Source organism: Soonwooa purpurea, from assembly GCF_053891095.1.
The window spans coordinates 46402-67340 of record NZ_JBSSMA010000003.1; the positions used below are offsets into that span (position 1 = coordinate 46402).

Annotated in this window: 15 protein-coding genes; 4 read left to right on the forward strand and 11 right to left on the reverse strand. The window is 35.0% G+C overall.

Going from position 1 to position 20939, the window contains the following annotated elements; translation table 11 throughout:
• Position 1 precedes the first annotated feature (1 nt).
• The 6 genes from ACVFVN_RS03725 to ACVFVN_RS03750 are packed head-to-tail and all read right to left on the reverse strand — an operon-like array spanning position 2 to position 7300.
• Positions 2-364, reverse strand: a complete 363-nt coding sequence (locus tag ACVFVN_RS03725; RefSeq protein ID WP_165131573.1) for a response regulator — start codon at positions 362-364, stop codon at positions 2-4.
• 56 nt (positions 365-420) lie between these two features.
• Complete coding sequence (locus ACVFVN_RS03730; protein ID WP_456234239.1) at positions 421-999, reverse strand: chemotaxis protein CheB; 579 nt, start codon at positions 997-999, stop codon at positions 421-423.
• A gap of 7 nt (positions 1000-1006) precedes the next feature.
• The gene (locus tag ACVFVN_RS03735) at positions 1007-1837 is read right to left on the reverse strand and encodes a CheR family methyltransferase (protein ID WP_456234240.1); all 831 of its coding nucleotides are present in this window, start codon (positions 1835-1837) and stop codon (positions 1007-1009) included.
• Positions 1837-2202 (reverse strand): response regulator, encoded by a 366-nt coding sequence (locus ACVFVN_RS03740; RefSeq protein WP_456234241.1) that lies wholly within the window; start codon positions 2200-2202, stop codon positions 1837-1839. Before ACVFVN_RS03740 ends, ACVFVN_RS03735 begins: the two co-directional genes overlap by 1 nt.
• Positions 2203-2218: 16 nt before the next feature.
• Positions 2219-5827: a response regulator gene (locus ACVFVN_RS03745; protein ID WP_456234242.1), complete on the reverse strand. Its 3609-nt coding sequence runs from the start codon at positions 5825-5827 to the stop codon at positions 2219-2221.
• Between the two features lie 3 nt (positions 5828-5830).
• Entirely contained in the window at positions 5831-7300 is a 1470-nt protein-coding gene (locus ACVFVN_RS03750) for an ATP-binding protein (RefSeq protein WP_456234243.1), read from the reverse strand.
• Positions 7301-7422: 122 nt separating this feature from the next.
• Between ACVFVN_RS03750 and ACVFVN_RS03755 the strand changes: the two genes are divergently transcribed.
• The 3 genes from ACVFVN_RS03755 to ACVFVN_RS03765 all read left to right on the forward strand — a co-directional run bounded on the left by ACVFVN_RS03755 (position 7423) and on the right by ACVFVN_RS03765 (position 10508).
• Positions 7423-8634 (forward strand): outer membrane beta-barrel protein, encoded by a 1212-nt coding sequence (locus ACVFVN_RS03755; protein ID WP_456234244.1) that lies wholly within the window; start codon positions 7423-7425, stop codon positions 8632-8634.
• 116 nt (positions 8635-8750) lie between these two features.
• Positions 8751-9377 (forward strand): hypothetical protein, encoded by a 627-nt coding sequence (locus ACVFVN_RS03760; protein WP_456234245.1) that lies wholly within the window; start codon positions 8751-8753, stop codon positions 9375-9377.
• A gap of 630 nt (positions 9378-10007) precedes the next feature.
• Positions 10008-10508 carry an FKBP-type peptidyl-prolyl cis-trans isomerase gene (locus ACVFVN_RS03765; RefSeq protein WP_456234246.1) on the forward strand — a complete coding sequence of 167 codons (501 nt, stop codon included), beginning with the start codon at positions 10008-10010 and terminating at the stop codon, positions 10506-10508.
• A gap of 73 nt (positions 10509-10581) precedes the next feature.
• Here the strand turns inward: ACVFVN_RS03765 and ACVFVN_RS03770 are convergent, their stop codons facing one another.
• The 5 genes from ACVFVN_RS03770 to ACVFVN_RS03790 form a co-directional block, all read right to left on the reverse strand.
• Entirely contained in the window at positions 10582-13089 is a 2508-nt protein-coding gene (locus ACVFVN_RS03770; protein WP_456234247.1) for a cation-translocating P-type ATPase, read from the reverse strand.
• Between the two features lie 59 nt (positions 13090-13148).
• Positions 13149-14297, reverse strand: coding sequence for an efflux RND transporter periplasmic adaptor subunit (locus tag ACVFVN_RS03775; RefSeq protein WP_456234248.1), 1149 nt, complete (start codon positions 14295-14297; stop codon positions 13149-13151).
• A gap of 47 nt (positions 14298-14344) precedes the next feature.
• Positions 14345-18679, reverse strand: coding sequence for a CusA/CzcA family heavy metal efflux RND transporter (locus tag ACVFVN_RS03780; RefSeq protein ID WP_456234249.1), 4335 nt, complete (start codon positions 18677-18679; stop codon positions 14345-14347).
• A gap of 129 nt (positions 18680-18808) precedes the next feature.
• Entirely contained in the window at positions 18809-19165 is a 357-nt protein-coding gene (locus ACVFVN_RS03785) for a hypothetical protein (RefSeq protein ID WP_456234250.1), read from the reverse strand.
• Positions 19166-19303: 138 nt separating this feature from the next.
• Positions 19304-20383: an agmatinase family protein gene (locus ACVFVN_RS03790; protein WP_456234251.1), complete on the reverse strand. Its 1080-nt coding sequence runs from the start codon at positions 20381-20383 to the stop codon at positions 19304-19306.
• Between the two features lie 219 nt (positions 20384-20602).
• On the opposite strand from ACVFVN_RS03790, the gene ACVFVN_RS03795 reads away from it, so the two are divergent.
• Positions 20603-20923, forward strand: coding sequence for a hypothetical protein (locus ACVFVN_RS03795; RefSeq protein ID WP_165131611.1), 321 nt, complete (start codon positions 20603-20605; stop codon positions 20921-20923).
• Positions 20924-20939: the final 16 nt, after the last annotated feature.

Genomic DNA, 20939 nt, shown 5'->3' on the forward strand with positions numbered 1-20939 from the left:
TTTATTGTAAAAAATTTTCTACTTTTTTTTCCAAATCTTCCAAATCAAATGGTTTTTCAATAAAATCATCTGCCTGTGCTTCTTTGGCCAGAGCAACAATATCGTTATTTGCTGTGGTATAAATCACTGGAATATTTTTGAATTCGTCATGCGATTTCAAAAGTTTTGTAGCTTCTACGCCACCAATATTTGGGATCCAATTATCCATCAAAATCACATTCGGTTGGAAGTCTGCAACTTTTTCTATAATATCATGAGAAGTTTCAGAAATTTCCACTTCATAACCTGCATCTTCAAAAATAATTCCCACAACTTCCAAAATTACTGCGTCGTCATCAAAAATTAAAACTCTTTTCTTACTCATTTTTATCTTTTTTTAATTCCTTTAATTTAAAATTTCTTGTTTTTTGGAATAGTATTTTAATGAATATATTTCAAACGATTAATTTTCTGAGCCAAATCTTCGGCCTCAAAAATACAATCAAATTCTACATTTCGTATCGCCTGTTTTGGCATATAATCGACTTCTGCAGTGTCAGGATTTTGTATCCAGACTTTTCCTTTATTTTTTTTAATATATTCTAATCCTTCGGTACCATCGGCATTGGCGCCAGATAATAAAATTGCCACCACATTTTTCCCGAAGGTTTCTGCCGCGGATTTGAAACTTACATCAATCGAAGGTCTTGAGTAATTTACTTTTTCCGAAGCATCTAAAGATACTTTATTTTTCGATTCAAAAAGCAAGTGATAATCCGCTGGTGCAATGTAAATACATTTTTTATCGAGTTCTGTTTTGTCCTCAACTTCTTTCACTTTTAATGCTGAAATTTGTGTCATCAAAATAGGCAAAAGACTTGTAGATTGGGCTTTTCTGTGAACTACTAATACCATTGGAAAATCCAAATCAATATCCAGTTTTTTAATCATTTCCAAGATGACTTGTAAACTTCCCGCGGAACCTCCAATAATTACCAATTCTGTATTTGCTTCGTTCATAAATTATTTAATGATGTTCTAATTTTTTCCAAATCTTCTGATTATCAATTTGATGAAAATTATTATTAAGTTTTGAAAATCTCAAGGTTTCTTTAGAACCCAAAGCCAAATATCCTAAATTTTCCAGACTCTCGTCAAACAATTGAAAAACCCTTTCCTGTAATATTTTTTCAAAATAAATGAGAACATTTCTACAAATTATCAATTGAAAACTGTTAAATGAACTGTCTGAAACTAAATTATGAGTGGATAAAATGAGTTTTTCTTGTAGGCTTTTATCAAATTTCACACTGTCATAATTGGCAGTATAATAATCTGAAAAATCTTTTTGCCCTCCAGATTGAATATAATTTTCGGTGTATAATTTCATTTGTTGAAGCGGAAAAATACCTGCCCTAGCCTTTTCCAAGACCGATGGATTAATGTCTGTTCCGTATATCAAAGATTTATGATACAAATTAGCCTCTTTCAATAAAATAGCGATAGAATAAGCTTCTTCACCTGTGGAACACCCCGCGACCCAAATCCGAATCAATGGATAGGTATCCAATTGTGGTAAAATATGCTCCCGCAAAGTTTTGAAAAATGATGAATCACGAAACATCTCTGTGACATTAACTGTAATTTCCTCTACGAAACGTTTGAAATACTCTGGATCGTTAACAATTGTATAGCGCAATTCTGCATAACTTGTGAATTTATCGATTAAACAAATGCGGTTAATACGGCGTTTGAAGGAAGCTCTGCTGTATTGTGAAAAGTCGTAACCATACAACTCATGAATATCTTTTATAAGAAATTCTACATCCTCGTCCTTTACAATACTTGGTTCCAACATTATAATAATTTTTCCATTGCTTTTATCAAAACATCCACATCTATCGGCTTTGACACATAGTCCTGAGCACCTGCTTCCAAACATTTCTGTCGATCTTCGGACATGGCTTGCGCGGTAACTGCGATTATCGGAAGGTGTTTTATTTCTTCAATATTTCTTATCAATTTGGTTGCTTGGTAACCGTCCATTTCTGGCATCATCATATCCATAAGCACAAGATTGAAATCGTTTTGAGATTTTAAAATTTCAATAGCTTCCCGCGCTGAGCTTGCACTTTCTAATTGATAACCTCGTGCTTTCAATGTCAATTTTAAAGCAAATATATTGCGTGTATCATCGTCTACGATGAGAATTTTTTTATTCATAATCTTGTGATGTAAATTAACTTTCGTACATCCAAACACGAAGCAAAGACAACAACTGATCGGTATCTACAGGTTTTGAAATGTAATCTGAAGCGCCTGCTTCGATGCATTTTTCGCGTTCGCCAATCATAGACTTTGCAGTAATGGCAATAATAGGAAGTCGCGCCAACGTGGGTTGTTTGCGAATTTCTCGAATCGTTTCGTAGCCGTCCATTTCGGGCATCATCATATCCATCAAAATAACATCGATATCTGGATGTTCTTTAATTTGATGCAAAGCTTGCTTTCCGTCCATCGCCAAAACCACTTCCACTTTGTATTTTTCTAAAACTTTGGTCAAAGAGAAAATATTGCGAACATCGTCATCGGTAATCAATATTTTTTTACCACTCAAAACCTCTGTTAAAGAACCCAAAGTTGTACTTCTGGTTTCCTCATGATTGTTTTTTTCTTCCACCAAATGTAAGAACAAACCAACTTCATCCAAAATTCTTTGATAAGAATGTGCCGTTTTTACAACAATAGAATCTGCATATTGTTTAATTTTCAATTCTTCAGATTTTGATAAATTTCTATCGATAAAAATGATAATCGGAAGATTTTCCAAACCTTCATGACTTTTGATGGATTCTATAATTGCATATTCTTCGCCCCGTGAATGTTCAACATTCAGGATAACGCAGTCAAGATTTTGTTGAGTGAAAGCCTTCACGCAATTCTCCGCTGTATCTTCCACCGAAGAAGAGATATTAAAATTGCTCAGAAAATAAGATAATGCAGTAGCATGTCTGGCATTTTCTTCAACAATTAAAACTTTTTGCAAAGACTTACTCAAAGCATCTTCAATCTTTTTGAAAACATCAGCCATTTGCTCAAGAGCTATTGGTTTATTAATAAAATCAATAGCGCCTTTCATCAAACTTTCTTGTTTTACGTGCAGAGATGACATCATATGCACAGGAATATGCTTGGTCTGGAGGTTTGCTTTCAGTTCGTCCATGACTTGCCAACCATCTTTTACAGGAAGTTGCACATCTAACAAAATCGCCAAAGGATGATAGTTAAGCGCTGCTGGAAGTGCATAGTCCCCACGCACGATCGCAACGGCTTTATAATTTTGGGTATGCGCATATTTCACCAAAGCTTTCGCAAAATTAACGTCATCTTCAACAATAAGAATTACTTTATCATCTTTAAGAATGCGATCTCTATCATCGGGAATATCCTCTGGAATTCGTAAAATATCAACGGGCACAGGCAGCTCAACATCGTCATAAGCGATGATTTCTTTAATCTCCTGAATATCCTCCTGAATGGTTTCTATTAAATCTTGATCTCTATTAACGTATTCTGTTTTTAAATTTGATGAAATGGGAATAACTAAACTAAACTCTGAACCTTCATTAACTTTGGACTGAAGTAGCAATTCGCCACCCAACAATTTTGCAATTTCTCGACTGATAGAAAGTCCCAAACCAGTGCCTCCAAATTTTCGTCTTGTTGATCCATCAGCTTGTTGAAAAGCCTCAAAAATAATACGTTGTTTATCTTCTGGAATTCCGATTCCTGTATCTTTTACCGAGAAAATTACAAAATCTTGTTGAGCTGGATCTTTTCTAATATTAAGCCTAATATTTCCTTGCGCAGTGAATTTGAGTGCATTAGACATTAGATTTCTCAACACTTGGTCCAATCTCAAACGATCCGTTTCGATGCTTGTCTGAAGTTCTGGATCGATATTGATAATGAAATCAATGTTTTTTTCCTGCATCAAAGGATTGAAAAGCTTTTGCAAATCTCTTACAACATCTTGTATAAAAACTTTTTGGTAATCCAAACTCATTTTTCCAGATTCAATTTTAGCCAAATCCAAAATCTCATCAATAAGCGTCAGCAAACTGCTCCCAGAACTTAAAATTACTTTTGCAGATTCTATTTGATCTTCGTTAAGATTTTCGTCAGGATTTTCCGCCATCAGTCGCGAAAGCAACAATATAGAATTAAGCGGTGTACGCAATTCGTGCGACATATTCGCCAGGAATTCCGATTTATACTTGGTGCTCAAAGCCAATTCTTCGGCCTTTTTTTGAATTTCGATATTGCGATCGGCAATCAAATGATTTTTTTCTTCAAGCAGTTTTGAGCGTTCTTCCAGTTCGGCATTGGTTTGCATCAATTCTTCTTGTTGTACGCGCAATTCTTCTTCAGAAGCTTGAAGCTTTTGCGTTTGCGCTTCAAGTTCGGTATTCAAATTTTCCAGTTCGGAATGCTGTACTTGCAATTCTTCCGACTGTGCTTGCGTTTCTTCCAAAAGTCGCTGCTCTTTTTCGCGACCTTGGGCGGCATTGATCGCTATACCAATAATTCGGCAAGACTCAACATAAAAATTCACCAAATCGTCATTAAAATTTTCACCAGAATTTAGTTCAATAATTCCAATCGCCTGGTTTCCCAACATAATCGGAACGTGCAAAATTCCATTAATTCTTAGTTGTGCGCTTACAAAACTTGCCACAACATCTTCTTCTTTAATATTATTGTATGCTTTGATTCTTTTTTGTAAAAATGACTGGCCTAAAATACCTTGTCCAGGCTCAAAAACAGTTTTCACATTATTTTCAAGTCCATAAGAGCTAAACAATTTCAAAGCATTGTCGTCTAATAAATAAAGAGCGCCACTCGCGCAGTTTCCATATTCTACAAGATGATTTAAAGCGGAATGAGAAAGCTCCTTGATGGATTTGTTTCCAACTAAAAATTCATTCAAACTCGCCAAGCCTTTTTGATTCCAATCGCTTTTGTTGATTTTATTAAAAGACTTTTGTAAAGATTCTGTCATATGATTCAGCGATTCTACCAAAACGCCCAAATCATCCTCTTCCTCCGCAATGGCACGTTGGCTGTAATCACCTTTTGCTACGCGGTTTGCAACTTGCTGAATGGCATTAACACGATTGGTCATCATCTTATCTTTAGCCAAAAGTTTTCTTTCCAAAATATCTCTCCTACGAATGTCGTTCCGCAATCTAAAATATAAATATGAGGTGATGACAATAGCGGCAAGCCCGGAAAATAAAAGAAAAAAGTTTGTAATTTCTGACGATTTTTTGAGCTCTGCGTTTTTTAAATCCAGTTGATTTTCCTCAAAATTCACAAAATCATCAACCAATTTTCTGGTTTTATCCATCGAAGTTTTGCTTTTCAGCATTTCGGATTGGGAGATATCTTCGCCTTTTCTTTTTTTATCGATCAAATATTCTAAAACTGCGCTTCTCTCGTTAACCAATTTTTCAAGCTCGTTAGCTCTCTCTTTTTGAATTTTATTTTCAAAACTTAAATTTTTAAGATTGGCAATAGCTTTTGGATATTCTGCCATCCCTCTCTCAAAAGGCTCCAGATAAGCTTCTTGTCCCGAAAGTTGGAAGCCTCTGTTCCCTGTTTCAGCATCCAAAAGTGCAAACAAAACATCTTTTGCCGCAGTAATAGACCGTCGAGATTGGGATCTGTTTTCGCGGAATTCGACTTGTTTTTGAATGCTGAAATACGAAATTATTAAGCTCGCAAACAGCACGAATAATGACATACCGATTCCAAATTGTAGATTTCTTATAATTTTTTTTGCCATATATTATACTCTTGGTAAGGTGAAATAAAATGTAGATCCTTCATTAATAACGCTAGATAAACCTATGCTTCCGCCATGCTGAACAATAATTTCTGCACAGATGTAAAGTCCAATTCCCATGCCTTGAAACTGTAATGATGATTCTTCAACACGATAAAACTTATCAAAAACAGAAGCTTGTTTGTATTCTGGAATTCCGATTCCGAAGTCAGTAACGCTTACTTTAACATCTTGCTCATCAACAGAAGTGGTCACAATAACCTTGTTGTTTTCTGGGGAATATTTTATCGCATTTGTAAGAAAATTAATTAAAACCTGCTCTACTCTTATGCTATCGAATTGCATGAGAAAATCAGGTTTTTGTCCGTGTCTTTCTATTTTAATACTATTTTCATCATGGGTATGCAGAATGGTTTCCAAAGCATTTTGGATGACTTCTTCCAAATTGTTGGTTTGTAGGTTCATTTTTAGCTTTCCATGTTCAATTTTTGAAATATCTAACAAATCGGTGATGAGATTATTCAACTTATCGATTTGATGTTGAACTTTTGCAACATAGCCTGCTTCTGGACTAGATTTATCGAGTTTCAGTTTCCGTTCTAAAAGCTGAACATAAGCTTTGATACTTGTGAGTGGTGTTTTCAACTCGTGGCTGGCAATACTAAGAAATTCGTCTTTTTCCTGTTCTACTCTTTTCTGATCGTTGATATCTGTAAAAGTCCCTACCCAATTTTTGATTTTCTTATTTAATAAAATTGGTGACATTCTCAAAAGATGGTAACGAAATTCGCCTGTTTCAACATTTTTAATTCTAACTTCTAAGGCGATAATTTCAAGATTATCTTTTTGTTTGCGGTATTCTTCTACCAAAACACTATCATCTGGATGAATGTCTGGGAAATGTTTTTCGGACTTAGAATATTGAAACCAACGGCCATTTACGAATTCTATTTCGCCTACTTTATTAAGTGTAAAAGCGATTTGCGGCAGCGCTTCCAGCATTTGTTGAAAATGATCCAACTGCGACTTCATGACTACTTGTGTTTCGCGGCGACCTTTAACTTCTAGTTCTAAATTTTGTTGCGATTTTTTCAGTTTGCGGTTTTGTTCCTGAATATTGTAATAGGTTTCCACTTTCAACAACAAAATATCTGGATCGATAGGTTTGGTAACATAGTCGATTCCGCCAGACGCGTAACCCTTTGTAATAAAGCGTTTCTCAGTATTAACAGCCGATAAAAAGATGATGGGAATATCTTTGGTTTTACTGTAATCTGCAAGCGTTTCGGCCACTTCGAAACCGTCCATATCTGGCATTTGCACATCAAGAATAATCAAAGCATAATTATTTCTCAAAGCTTTTGACAAGGCTTGTTCACCAGAATTTGCTGTATCTACGGGGAAATTCTGAGATTGTAGTAATTTTTTTAAGGAAAATATATTGGACTGATTATCGTCTACAATTAAAATCATAAAAATAAGCTTAGTGATTTTTCGGTTTTTACCGATATTAATATTCAAAAATAATTAGAAAATTATTAAGATGAGTGATTTGGAGATATTATATTTGCTTTTTTACTAAACTATAAATTTATATGAAAAAAATTACTGTTTTAGCATCATTTCTTGTAACAATAATGATGTCTGCACAAATAACATTTGAAAAAGCTTATTTTATTAATAAATCTGGAAAACGTGTAGAATGTTTGATTAAAGATTATGACTGGCGATCCAACCCTACGAGTTTTGAATACAAATTATCTGAAAATGATCCTGTGAAATACGGAAAAATATCGGATGTAAGCATGTTTGAGATTTATAACAAAGCAAAATTTGTTTCGGAAAAAGTCCAAATAGACCAATCTTCATCAAACCTCAATTCGCTAAGCCCTCAGCGCGAGCCAGTATATATTGAGGAAGAATTGTTTTTGAAAGAAATTGTTGATGGCAAAGCGGATCTTTATCAATATGTAGATGGTACGCTAGAACGTTATTTCTACAGATTAGACGATAACAAGCCTGTACAGTTAACACATAAAGCTTTCGATTATGCGAATGATCAAGTTGGTTATAACAACGACTACAAAATCCAATTAAAAAAAGATCTGAATTGTGCCAGCATCAGTTCCTCAAATATAGAAAATGCAAAGTATAGGTTGTTTGATTTGAAAAGAATTTTCACCAACTATAATACTTGTATCAATCCTAATTTTAAACAAGAAATAAAAGAACAAACAAAATTTGATTTTAATTTATCTATAAGACCAAGAATTAATTCGGCTTCTATGAAGCTTTCCAATGCATTTGACTCTGAGTCTTATAGCCTTGGAAATGCAATGTCTATTAGCGGAGGTGTTGAGTTTGAATTTATAATGCCGTTCAATCGTGGAAAATGGGCACTAACTCTTGAGCCAAATTATCAACAATACAAAGGTGATGCTACGTTGACTGTGCCATATCAGGAAAATCGTACGAAACATACAAAAGCAGATTTCAAATCCATCGAAATTCCGATAGGTGTGAGACATTACATATTTTTGAATTCTGATTCGAAATTATTTTTAAACGTTAACTATTCTTTTAATATTCCTATGGATTCTAAAGCAAATTACGGTAGAGATGGACAACATTATTACGATATAAAATTAGAAGTCAACCCAGCCTTTGGATTTGGAGCTGGCTATACTTTCAAAAATAAATATACAGCTGAGGCAAGATATAGCACAAAAAAAATAAAAACAGATACCAACTCTTGGACTGGCACCTATGACCTTTTCTCAATTATCTTAGGTTATAATATTTTTTAAAATAAAAAACCTTGTTAAATGCAATGTTTCTTTTAAGGTAACTTTAAATTAATTTTCAAAAATTGGTTATTTATTAATAATTATTATACTTTTAATAAAAATATTAACACAAAATAATGAAAAAAACAATCTCTATAACATTGCTTTTAATGCTATCGTTTTTCTCTGCTCAGAAGACAAAATTCTACACGTTTGACAAAGAAATTATTTACACTTTTGAGGCTTTAGCCAAAAAAACAGATACTTCTATTTTCATAAATTCGGATGACGATTCTTATTTCTTAAGAGTTTATTCAGGAATAGCAGGTTCCACAGCAAAAATTTTCGATTGGAAAAATAAACAAATTCATATTTTTAATCTTAGCAAAAATCCAAAAAAAGGAGAAAATTATTATGATTTTCATTTTAACAAGACCACTAACTTATCTGCTAGTTCTACAATAAAAAAAGAAAAAAATTCTATTGAAGATTTGTCTAATGAGAATAATAAAAAAATTGTTATTTATACTTCAAAACACAAAAAAAGAATTGACAGAGAAGTAACTTTTTCTACACTAACTTATGATAAAAACTTATTTTTCGCATTTCGTTTCATAGCACTCCATCCCTATGAGCAAGCAACCAATATTGACATAAACGATAAGGCGATTGTAGAAAAGGCGATTGTTAAAAATGGTAAACTCCTCTGCAATTATAAATTGAAAACAATTAATCCCGTTTCATTAGATCTAAAAACAAATTAAAATTTCGCAATAAAATATCTTTACAAGAATCAAAATCATATTTTCCTTAATTGTAAAACAAATTCCATTTTACGGTTTACCGTATTTTAGAATAACAATTTTTTTTTAGTTTTGAAAAATAAGTTTTTGAAACTTATAACCAAACTTTATATTGTATTGTAAAAAGGCTTCTACCAATTGATAGTAAAAGCCTTTTTTATTTTATTTTTGAAAAGGATTTTTTATTAAAGTTATACACTTTTTTGTTTTTAGATCACTTTAAAAAACAGCGATTTTTATAAGAAATGTCTATCAAATTTCATAAAGCATTTAAAGCAATTACAAAACCAAACTGCAAAATAAAAACTTTAAATAATCCTTTTAAAAAATTAATAATCAATTATATAAATAAGAGGATGTTAATTGTAAATTCAATAAGAAATATTTCAAAACTTTGTCCTATTCTCACCATCGAATTTCTGAGTCTTTAATATATTTTATCAATCGATTTTTAATTTAATTCCTAAAAATCTTTCGCTTATTATCTGAAAAAACTTAACTTTGCCTTTAATAAAAATTAAGCAAAAAACGCTTAGTTTCATCTTTTTAAAATAATCAACGGAGTCTATTTGATTCCTTAAAACAAACAACATGGCAGTAGAAAAAAACAACGTCGTAGCCTTGACTTACACGCTTTATTCAGTTGAAGAAAACGGCGAAAAATTATTAGTAGAATCTACCACTGCAGAGCAACCACTTACCTATTTGCATGGTGTGGGAATGATGCTTCCAAAATTCGAATCAGAAGTAGAAGGTCTTAATGCTGGTGATACAAAATCTTTTATCTTAACTCCTGAAGATGCTTATGGACAACGTACAGAAGATGCCATTGCGCAACTTCCTATCGATATGTTCAAAGAGTCTGGTGTGCCGCCAGTTGACGCAATTCTTCCTTTGCAAGATAACCAAGGTAATCACTTCAATGCGATTGTTAAAGAAGTAACGTCTGACGTTGTGGTTGCTGATCTTAACCACCCAATGGCGGGGAAAACACTTAACTTCGAAGTTGAAGTTTTACAAGCGCGTCCTGCAACTGAGGAAGAACTTTCTCACGGTCATGCACACGGTATCGACGGTACAGAAGGTCACTAATCCTTTTAAAATATATAAAAATAGGCTGTCTCACTTTTGAAACAGCCTATTTTTTCATTAAATTTCCAAAAAATTATCGTTTAGATTTCAATCGTAAGAAGTATTTGTAAATTTCAAACCATAGGACAGAAATTATAGCAACTCCAAACGCCAATAACAAATCATTAAAAGAAAGTGACGTGAGTTGAAAGAAGTTTGAAATGGGTTGTACATATAAAATAAGCATCAGCAAAGCTAAAACCGCCATTGAAATTCCCACTAGCAGAGGATTTCTATTTCTAAAGCTTTGGAAAACACTGTAGTAAAAAGATCTATTGACGAAGCTTAAAAAGACATTCGCAAAAATAAGGGTACTAAAGACCATTGCTCTAGTTTTCTCTTCGGTTCCGCCATTCTGAAAAGTCCATTGATAAACAAACAAAATTCCTAAAGTAATCACCAAACCTTGAACAATGCTAATGCTCAATTCTTTCCAATTCAGGAAGGTTTCCGTCATTTTCCTTGGTGGTTTTTGCATGGCATTTTTCTCCATCGGTTCATTTTCATAAACAATGGAACAAGTTGGTCCCATCACCAACTCTAAGAAAATAACATGTACAGGCGTGAAAATTTGAGGAAAAGCCCAACCTAAAAATAATGGCAACGACACCGTTAAAATAATAGGAATATGGATAGAAATAATATACTGAATGGCTTTTTTGATGTTCGAATAAATACGTCTTCCAGCGGCAATACCAATAATTAATTTTGAAAGATCGTCATTGGTAAGAACCAAATCTGCGGCAGCTTTTGCAATTTCCGTTCCTTTATTTCCCATGGCAACACCAATATGAGCGGCTTTTAAGGCTGGTCCGTCGTTTACACCATCACCAAGCATCGCTACCACTTCCCCATCCTTTTTCAAAGCGTTTACAACAGCCAACTTCGCTTCAGGAAACATCCTTGCAAACAAAGTGGTTTCATCGGCTGGCTTCATCAAAGCGTCTTCGCTAAGTTCCATAACTTCGCTGCCTTTTAAAGCTACAGAATTATTGATAATTCCAGCCTGATGTGCAATAGCATTGGTCGTTTCGGCATTATCACCAGTTATAATTTTTACTTTAATTCCAGCCTCATAGATTTTTTTAAAAACCTCTTTAATGCCTTTTTTTGGTGGATCATAAAATACCGTAAATCCTAAAAATTCAAAAGGGAAATCCTGTTGTTTTTTCGGGAAATTATCGCCTTCAAAATGAGCTTTTGCAACACCCAAAACGCGATAACCTTGTTTCCCAAATTCTTCAATTTTTTCACGAAGTTTTTGTTTTTGATTTTCAGATAATTCAGAAACAGCTAAAATAGCTTCTGGAGCACCTTTCGCAGCGATAATTCTCTTTTTTGAAGTATCCTGAAACAAATGCGTCATCATCGGTGGTTTTCCTTCTAAAGGATATTCATGAAAAAGTACAAAATTCTTTCTAACATCTTGCTGATGCGTATTTCCGTAGACTTTATGCAAGGTAATTTCCATGGGATCAAACGGAACTGGCTCGCTACTCCACATAGCATATTCAATTAATTCTTGAACTTCGGTATTTTGAAAATTTTCTTCAGAATAAATTTTATCCGATTTAAAATCATACAATTCCTTAAGTTGCATGCTGTTTTCGGTAATCGTTCCTGTTTTGTCGGTACAAATTACAGTCGTACTTCCCAGAGTTTCTACAATGCTACTGCGTTTAATAATAATACCTTCACGCATCAGTTTCCAAGCGCCTAATGCCATAAATGTAGTAAAAGCAACAGGAATTTCTTCTGGTAAAACCGACATCGCCAAAGTGAGTCCACTCAACAAACTTTCTACCCAATTTCCCGTTTTCACATAACTGAAAATACACACCAAAATAAAAATAACAATCCCAATATAGGCCATTCCTTTGACGAATTTGGTAATTTGTATTTGCAATGGTGAAGCGACTTGACTAATATTCTGAATGGATTCTCCAATTTTCCCGATTTGAGTTTCTTTTCCGATGTTCTGAACTTTAAAAATTGCCATTCCAGAAACCACAATAGTTCCGCTAAAAACCTGTTTGTCTTTGCTGTTTTTATCTTTAAAAACGGAATAACTTTCTCCCGTTAAAGCCGATTCATTAACCGAAAAATCATGACTGTGGACAATTTCTCCATCCGCGTTAATCATTTTTCCTTCTTCGATAACGCAAAGATCGCCCACAACAATATCATGCGTCGGAATTTCTATAATTTTAGAACCTCTCAAAACGCTACTCAATGGTTCATTGAGTTTTTCCAATTCTTCCAACGCCTTCTGACTTCGGGAATCCTGATAAAAAGAAATCGCCGAAACCGCAATAATCGCTGCAAACATGAAAATAGCTTCGGCATAATCGCCCACCAAAACGTAAATAAATGAAATGACGATCAACAGAATAAGCATGGGCTCTTTCACAATATCCCAAAGAATATTCCACCATTTATGCGGGCTTTCTGCCTTCAGTTGATTGAGTCCAAATTGTTCGCGGGATTGTTTTATTTCTATTTCCGAAAGTCCTTTTAAATGTTCTGGAATATTATATTTCATATTGAGAGGCTTATAAGTTGAAGTTACAAATTATTAATTATAAAAGTGGTGTTATTTTTTTACTCTTCTTCTGTATTTTTAAGTTTCATAAGAAGTGTGTAAGCGTTTTTAGTGACGATTTTTTTGTTTTTAAAGTCATCAGCATTTAAGATTTTTATAAATCCATTTTCAGATTCACCTAATTTTGCAAACGTTAAACGGTAGGTTTGTTTTTTTTCCTCCACAAAAACGTACGATTGCGCTTCAAAATCGACAATACTTTCTTCTGGAAGGGCATTTACAATATCGGTTTCGGTTTCAATAATCGCATTCATGTACATTCCCGGAAGTAAGCTTGCTTCATACTTATCAAATCGGCAAAATACTTCTGCAACGCCGTTTGTAGCCACATCTTTTCCTGTAAGCATCACTCTTCCTGTATATTTTTTGTCGGGATGGTTGTTGGTGAAACCTTCAACACGCATTCCAGCTTTTAAAAGTTGCAAATCTTTTTCGTAAACTTTTAAATTCAATTGAATATCATTCGGATTTATCAGTTCAAATAAAATATCCGAAGGCGTTACAAACTTGCCAATATTCACATTGACTTTGCTAACGAAACCATTAATGCTACTAAAAATAGAAACACTTTTGCGAATATTCCCAGAATTAATCGAAGATGGATTAATATTAATGATTTGAAGTTGCTGCGCCAAAGCATTCATCGTGATTTGCTGACTGTTCATCTCCGACTGCGCTTGTTGCGTTACTTTGTCGCTGCTGGCTTGGCTTTGGTTGAGTTTTTTCTGACGATCATAATCCAATTTTGCAAAGTGATATTTGGATTTTGCCAACAAATAATCTTGCTGAAGCTGCACAAATTCAGGGTTTTCAATAATTGCGATGACCTGACCTTTACGCACTTGCATCCCTGGAATAAGCGAGGTGCTTTTCAGATAACCGCCCATTGGCGTACTCACCGAAACCAAATTTTGTGGCGGAACGTCCACTTTTCCGTTGAGTTTTAAAGTCGTAGAAATACTTTTATCCGACAAAGTTGTGGTTTCAATAGGCGCATTTTTCAGTTGTGCATCAGTAAGTGTTACCAAATTTTCATCGACAATTTGTTGGTTTTCAATGGTGGCTTCTTCCTTTTTTTGACATTGAACAAAAAGCAAAAAACCAAGACCAATAATAGCGAATTTATAACGTTTAAAAATAGATTTCATAGGGGAAATATTAAGGTTGTCATTCATTTCTTTTTTTTTAAAATGAATTAATTAATACTTGGATAATTCAGTAAAATAGCACTTTCGTTAAGCTTCCAAAGCGCATCGATATAGTTGCTGCGCACGCCAATGGCTTGATTCAAAAGGATGACAAAATCCAGAAAATTGATCTCACCATTTAGGAATTGTTTTTTGGAAGTTTCGGTAATGACCTCGGCATTTTTCAGCTCGCTGCTTTCGTATTGTTGAACAATTTCGGTGTTGGTTTGATAGTTTTCCAACAATTGTCTTTGTTTATTTTGCAAATTAAATTGTGCATTTTGAAAATCGTTTTCAGCAATATTTTCCGCCAATTTTGAAGCTTCAATTCGTGATTTTTGAGCGGAAGAAAAAATCGGTACCGACACGCCCAATTGCACCGAATGAAATTGTGGCGTCGCCGTGTACAGCTTATCATCAGGTCCCAAACCTTTGAAACTATTGAGATTATAAGCCACAGACAAACCCGGAAGCAATTTCGATTTTTCTACTAAAGTTTGTTTCTCGGTGATATTTTTTTGCTGTTCTAAAATCATCAAAAGTGGATTTTCTCCTTGATTTTGCGTTTGAACATAAAACTTTTCGTCATCAATAGTCAATTGCTCTTCCGCATTCAAAAGCCATTGTAGCTGCAAAGTCAGTTGTTTTATTTCTTGCTGAACTTGCTTTAACTGAATAGCGATGGCGTTTTTTTGTTGCTCAGCTGTTGTTTTCTCCAGAATATTGCTTTCACCAGCTTTCAAACGAAGTTGGGCTTTATCGGAAAAATCCGTGTACAATTGTTGCGCTTCCTGCAACAAATTTTCTTTTTCCTTCCAATACAAAATTTGATAAAATACTAGACTTACCGACTTTTTCACCTCGAAAGAACTGAGCTGCACATTCATCTCAGTTTTTTTCCATTCTTCAGTTAAAAGATTTTTTTGACGTTTGTAAACTCCCGGAAATGCAAAACTTTGTTCCACCCCCAATTTAACATCATTGTATGGAGAATTAATTTGCCCATAATCCGCTGTAATGCCCGTTTGTGGAACATCTGCAGAAGATTTAATCAAAGTTTTTGCATAGTCGGATTTCAGTTTTTCGGTTTTTAAAGTGCGGTTATTTTGTTCCGCCATTTGAAGCGCCGTTTTCAAATCGATATTTTGCTGAGCTTGCGCAACATTAAAACTGGAAATCCCTATTAAAATAAGGATTGGAAGTGTATGTGTTGAGATTTTATTTTTCATTTTAAAACCTTTTTCGAAGTTGATAAATAATAAAGGAAGGACGAATAAAGTAAGGAAAGTTGCCACCAACAAACCGCCGATAACCACCGTTGCCAAAGGCCTTTGCACCTCTGCACCAGCGCCATTGCTCAACGCCATTGGGATAAAACCTAGAGAAGCCACGAAAGCCGTCATCAGAACAGGTCGCAGTCGCGCTTCGCCACCGTCCACGACAATTCTTACAATATTGTTGATGCCACTTTTTCGAAGTCTGTTAAATTCAGAAATTAAAACAATTCCGTTGAGAACAGCGACTCCAAAAAGGGCAATAAAACCTACACCAGCACTAATACTGAACGGCATTCCACGGGCTGCCAAAAAGAATACCCCACCAATTATGGACAACGGAATTGCGGTGTAAATGAGAATACTTTCTTTCACCGATTTGAAAGCCAAGAATAAAAGCAAGAAAATCAATCCTAAAGCCACGGGAACGGCAATCATTAAACGATTTTTCGCGTTGTTAAGATTTTCAAACGAGCCACCATACGTAATGTTGTAGCCCGTTGGAAGCTGAATTTGCTTTTCTACTTTCTGCTGAAGTTCTTCCACAATGCTTTGTACATCGCGGTCTTTTATGTTAAACCCAACGATAATTCGGCGGTGTGCATTTTCCCTCTGAATTTGATTAGGACCTTGCACAATGCTCACATCTGCCAATTGCGACAACGGAATTTGGGTACCAGAAGGCGTCGGCACCAATAAATTTTGAATATCCTGAAGATTTTTTCGACTGGTATCTTTCAGACGAACCACCATGTCAAAGCGTTTTTCTCCTTCAAAAACCAATCCAGCACTTTGTCCTGCAAACGCAGCATTTACAATTCGGTTAATGTCCGAAACGGATAATTTATATTGAGCAATTAAAGGTCGGTTATAGTTAATCACCACTTGCGGAAGCCCAGAAATAGGCTCTACATAAAGGTCTTGCGTTCCTTTGATACCTTCCACAATTTTTCCTAATTTCTGTGCATTTTGTGATAAAGAATCCAGATCGTCTCCAAAAATCTTCACCACTACATCTTGTCGCGCGCCCGTCATCAATTCATTAAAACGCATTTGTACCGGATATTGAAAACCAACGCTGATTCCCGGAACATCTTGGAGCGCTTCGGTCATTTTTTCGGAAAGTTCAGGAAACGATTTTGCAGAAGTCCATTCTTTTTTATTCTTTAAAATCACCATCATGTCGGCAGCATCCATTGGCATTGGATCTGTTGGAACTTCGCCACTTCCTATTTTGGTCACTACTTTTTCCACTTCCGGAAATCTTGTTTTTAAAATATGAGCGGCTTTTTGCGTGCTTTCAATACTTGTATTCAGGTTTGAGCCTGGTAAAACTCTGGTGTCCACAGCAAAATCACCTTCTTCTAAGGACGGAATAAACTCGCCGCCCATTTGACTTAAAACCGCGATTGCTGCAATAAAAAGTCCGATGACAATGGCAAATATAGTTTTAGGAATACGAATAATTTTTAAAAGCGATTTCAAATACCAAGCTTCCACTTTTTTCATCATTCTATCAGAAAAACTCGGTGTTAATCTTCGTTTTTTCAGAACAATAGAACTCATCATCGGGATGTAAGTCAGGGATAATAAAAATGCACCCAGTAAAGCGAAAGCAACCGTTTGCGCCATAGGTTTGAACATTTTTCCTTCGATGCCTTGTAAAGTTAAAATTGGTAAATAAACAATGAGAATAATAATTTGTCCAAAAACCGCACTGTTCATCATACGTCCCGCAGAAGAAACAACAATTTTGTCCATTTCTTTTGTTGGAACTTTTCTTAGATGACTGAATTTTTTATGATGCGAAAAATGATGCAAAATAGATTCTACAATAATCACGGCGCCATCAATAATTAATCCGAAATCCAAAGCGCCCAAACTCATTAAATTTCCGCTCACTCCAAAAAGGTTCATCATACAGATGGCAAACAGCATGGATAAAGGAATAACCGAAGCGACCAAAAGTCCCGCACGGAAATTCCCGAGGAAAATCACTAAGACAAAAACCACGATTAATGCGCCTTCCAAAAGGTTGGTTTCTACCGTTTTAATGGCATTATTCACCATTTTGGTTCGGTCGAGAAAGGCTTCTATTTCTACACCTTCGGGAAGACTTTTTTGTATTTCTTCCACTCTGGATTTCACATCTTTAATCACCTGACTGCTGTTGGCCCCTTTCAGCATCATGACAATTCCGCCAGCAACTTCGCCATCGTCATTGTAGGTGAGTGCGCCGTAACGCGTTGCAAATCCCATTTTCACTTCCGCCACATCGCGGATGAATAAAGGCGGCTGATCTTCAGCTTGAGGAATCGCAATATTTTCGATATCATCGGTTGTCGTTACCAAACCTTCACTGCGGATATACAAAACTGTTGGCCCTTTTTCGATATATGCGCCACCCGTATTTTGATTATTGCTTTCTAAAGCATCAAAAACATCGTTAATGGTAATACCGTAAGCATTAAGTTTGTCGGGTTCTACAGCAATTTCGTATTGCTTCAGTTTCCCACCAAAACTGCTGACTTCGGCAACACCTTTAACGCCTAAAAGCTGGCGACGAACGATCCAATCCTGAATGCTGCGAAGTTCGGTAACATCATATTTTTGTTCAAAACCTTTTTTAGGACGAATGACGTATTGGTAAATTTCCCCTAAACCTGTAGAAATAGGCCCAAGTTCGGGGTTTCCGATTCCGGGTGGAATCTCTGTTCTTACGATTTGGAGGCGTTCCGCCACTTGTTGTCGCGCCCAATAAACATCGACATCATCATCAAAAACAATGGTTACTAATGACAAACCGAAACGGGAGAAACTTCGGATTTCTTTTAATCCAGAAATATTACTGTTCGCCTGTTCTATAGGGAAAGTCACCAGACGCTCGATGTCGGTAGCCCCAAAAGAAGGCGCAGTGGTGATAATTTGTACTTGGTTATTGGTAATATCGGGTACGGCGTCTACAGGCAGTTTGGTCACCTGATAACTCCCCACCAAAATAAGTCCCAAAACCATGATGGAAATGATGAGTTTATTCTTGACAGAAAACTCAATAATTTTTGAAAGCATGTTGAATTTTGTTAAGCTTTATGTTAACAATAAACGATACGGCATTGTATTACAGGATTTTACAAACAAATTCTGTATTTAAAAAAATGCATAAGTTTATTATGATTCGAGAAAAAACATATAAAAAACTTAACTAAATTTTGGCGGTTGCCAAATGGCATTGAAATAATCGACATCAAGAAACAAATCATCGTAAGCGATAATTTTGTCCGTATCAATAGGAATTTCGTGTGTTTTAAAATCGAGGCTCAATCGTGGTGTTATGGTGAAAATAACCGTCATGTGTTCAGAATGCAAAACGAATGGAAGTTTTTGATCTTTCTCGAAATCTGCATCTTTAACGGGATTATCGTAATGCATTTTCAGAAAATTCAAGAACGTCATTTTTTCGTTTTGAGATTTGTGCTCGATAAAATGTTCAATGAGAATAGGTATTTTCAAAAACTGATACAGTTCAGTTGTTGAAAACAAATACATGCTTAGCATTAATATTGAAAGCCATTTTCTCACCTTGTAAAAATACAAATTTATTTATGAGAATCTTATTTTTAACAAAATTTAGAATTAAACTAAAAAAAGCAGCTTGCAAATCGCAAACTGCTGGGTATAGATATTTCAACACTATTAAAAAGAAATTCTTTCTCCTACTTCCAATTTATTATTTTTAGCTAAAACACCACACATGTGGAAAAGCATTCTTGCACCCACATTTCCGTCCCATTCGTCATTTTCTCCTGGAGCCACTTCAACTAAGTCTATCCCGATGATATTTTTATTTGAATTAGCTAAACGACTTAAAGCATAAGTAGCTTGTTCATAAGATAAACCTCCCGGAACTGGCGTTCCTGTATTGGGGCAATACCATTGGTACAAAGCATCGATATCAAAACTTACCGCCACATTTTCTGGAAGCAAACTTATCATTTCATCCACTTGTTGTTGCCAAGTTTTTCCTTCAAACTGCGCTTTTTTCAAATCTGAATCGGTAAAAACTTTCACTTTATCTGAAGCTTTGATAACACCAACTTCTTCTTCACTAAAATCTCTAATTCCCACCTGAACTAATTTGGAAATTTGCGGCAACTGAATGGCATTATACATGATAGAGGCATGTGAATAAGTGAATCCTTCGTAAGCAATTCTCAAATCCATGTGGGCATCGAAATGTAAAATTCCAAAATTATCATAATTGCTTGCCAAAGCCTGATAATAACCCAGCGGCGTTGAATGATCTCCACCCAACAAAATGACTTTCTTGCCTTTAGTTTGCCATTCTAAAATTCTATCTTTCAACTCAGCATTCAATTGAGTAGAAGCCTCATTTATTTGATCTAAACTCGTTTTCAAAGCATGATTTTCATCAATCAATTCCCCATTTTCTAAAGCTTCAATAATGGGTTGAGCCATCGCTTTATACTCATCACTTGTAGATTTCCAATATTCAGCACCTTCATCAAAATAAATTCCTAATTTCCACAATTCAGGAAACTCTTGATGCAACAAATCCACCTGAAAAGAAGCCTCTAAAATAGCAGCAGGACCTTTTGAAGCGCCTGCTCCGTAGCTTACCGTAACTTCCCACGGAACAGCCACAACCACTATTTCACTTTCTTCTGAAGTAAATGGTAGACCAAAAATACTAGCATCTGCTAAACCTGGTTGCGAAGGATCAAAATTGTTTATTTTATCTTGTTTTGTTGACATTTTTTAGTTCATTTTATAATCGTGCAAAGATAAGATTAAATTTGATTTTCATTTAGAATCGAATGTGTAGAAAGCACTTGAAATTTTAGTCAATTTATATTTAATATTAGATTAATTCAACATTCAAAACTCATCCTATTTTGAATAGCAGAAAAATATTTGGTATTATTGTATGGGAACTGAATTGAAAATATATCTGGAAATTAACACAACTAATAAATGGGAACAATAATAAAAGCCGAATGCCATTGCGGTTTTAAAACCAATGAGCTTTATTTGGGCGCAGGAATGCAAAATTTTATGGATATTTCTAATATTCCTGCTTTAAAGAAAAATGCTTCCAATATCAAAATGTTAAACTACAAGGAAAAGCAAAAATATCCAGATTATCTATTTTATAATGATCCCGAATTAACTGGACTTTCTAATAGCAGCGTCTCAATCGAATGGGACGGCATCGCGATTTTTGAACAATACAATTTTTGTCCACAATGCAAAAAGTATAGCTTATCTTTTATTCCTATTGGGCTTTTTGATTAAGTTTTTGAGGATTAAA

What these genes read in the sequence shown, in the direction of transcription:
- ACVFVN_RS03725 (WP_165131573.1), bottom strand. Translation starts at nt 364, where the DNA reads ATGAGTAAGAAAAGAGTTTTAATTTTTGATGACGACGCAGTAATTTTG.
- ACVFVN_RS03730 (WP_456234239.1), bottom strand. Translation starts at nt 999, where the DNA reads ATGAACGAAGCAAATACAGAATTGGTAATTATTGGAGGTTCCGCGGGA.
- ACVFVN_RS03735 (WP_456234240.1), bottom strand. Translation starts at nt 1,837, where the DNA reads ATGTTGGAACCAAGTATTGTAAAGGACGAGGATGTAGAATTTCTTATA.
- ACVFVN_RS03740 (WP_456234241.1), bottom strand. Translation starts at nt 2,202, where the DNA reads ATGAATAAAAAAATTCTCATCGTAGACGATGATACACGCAATATATTT.
- ACVFVN_RS03745 (WP_456234242.1), bottom strand. Translation starts at nt 5,827, where the DNA reads ATGGCAAAAAAAATTATAAGAAATCTACAATTTGGAATCGGTATGTCA.
- ACVFVN_RS03750 (WP_456234243.1), bottom strand. Translation starts at nt 7,300, where the DNA reads ATGATTTTAATTGTAGACGATAATCAGTCCAATATATTTTCCTTAAAA.
- ACVFVN_RS03755 (WP_456234244.1), top strand. Translation starts at nt 7,423, where the DNA reads ATGAAAAAAATTACTGTTTTAGCATCATTTCTTGTAACAATAATGATG.
- ACVFVN_RS03760 (WP_456234245.1), top strand. Translation starts at nt 8,751, where the DNA reads ATGAAAAAAACAATCTCTATAACATTGCTTTTAATGCTATCGTTTTTC.
- ACVFVN_RS03765 (WP_456234246.1), top strand. Translation starts at nt 10,008, where the DNA reads ATGGCAGTAGAAAAAAACAACGTCGTAGCCTTGACTTACACGCTTTAT.
- ACVFVN_RS03770 (WP_456234247.1), bottom strand. Translation starts at nt 13,089, where the DNA reads ATGAAATATAATATTCCAGAACATTTAAAAGGACTTTCGGAAATAGAA.
- ACVFVN_RS03775 (WP_456234248.1), bottom strand. Translation starts at nt 14,297, where the DNA reads ATGAAATCTATTTTTAAACGTTATAAATTCGCTATTATTGGTCTTGGT.
- ACVFVN_RS03780 (WP_456234249.1), bottom strand. Translation starts at nt 18,679, where the DNA reads ATGCTTTCAAAAATTATTGAGTTTTCTGTCAAGAATAAACTCATCATT.
- ACVFVN_RS03785 (WP_456234250.1), bottom strand. Translation starts at nt 19,165, where the DNA reads ATGCTAAGCATGTATTTGTTTTCAACAACTGAACTGTATCAGTTTTTG.
- ACVFVN_RS03790 (WP_456234251.1), bottom strand. Translation starts at nt 20,383, where the DNA reads ATGTCAACAAAACAAGATAAAATAAACAATTTTGATCCTTCGCAACCA.
- ACVFVN_RS03795 (WP_165131611.1), top strand. Translation starts at nt 20,603, where the DNA reads ATGGGAACAATAATAAAAGCCGAATGCCATTGCGGTTTTAAAACCAAT.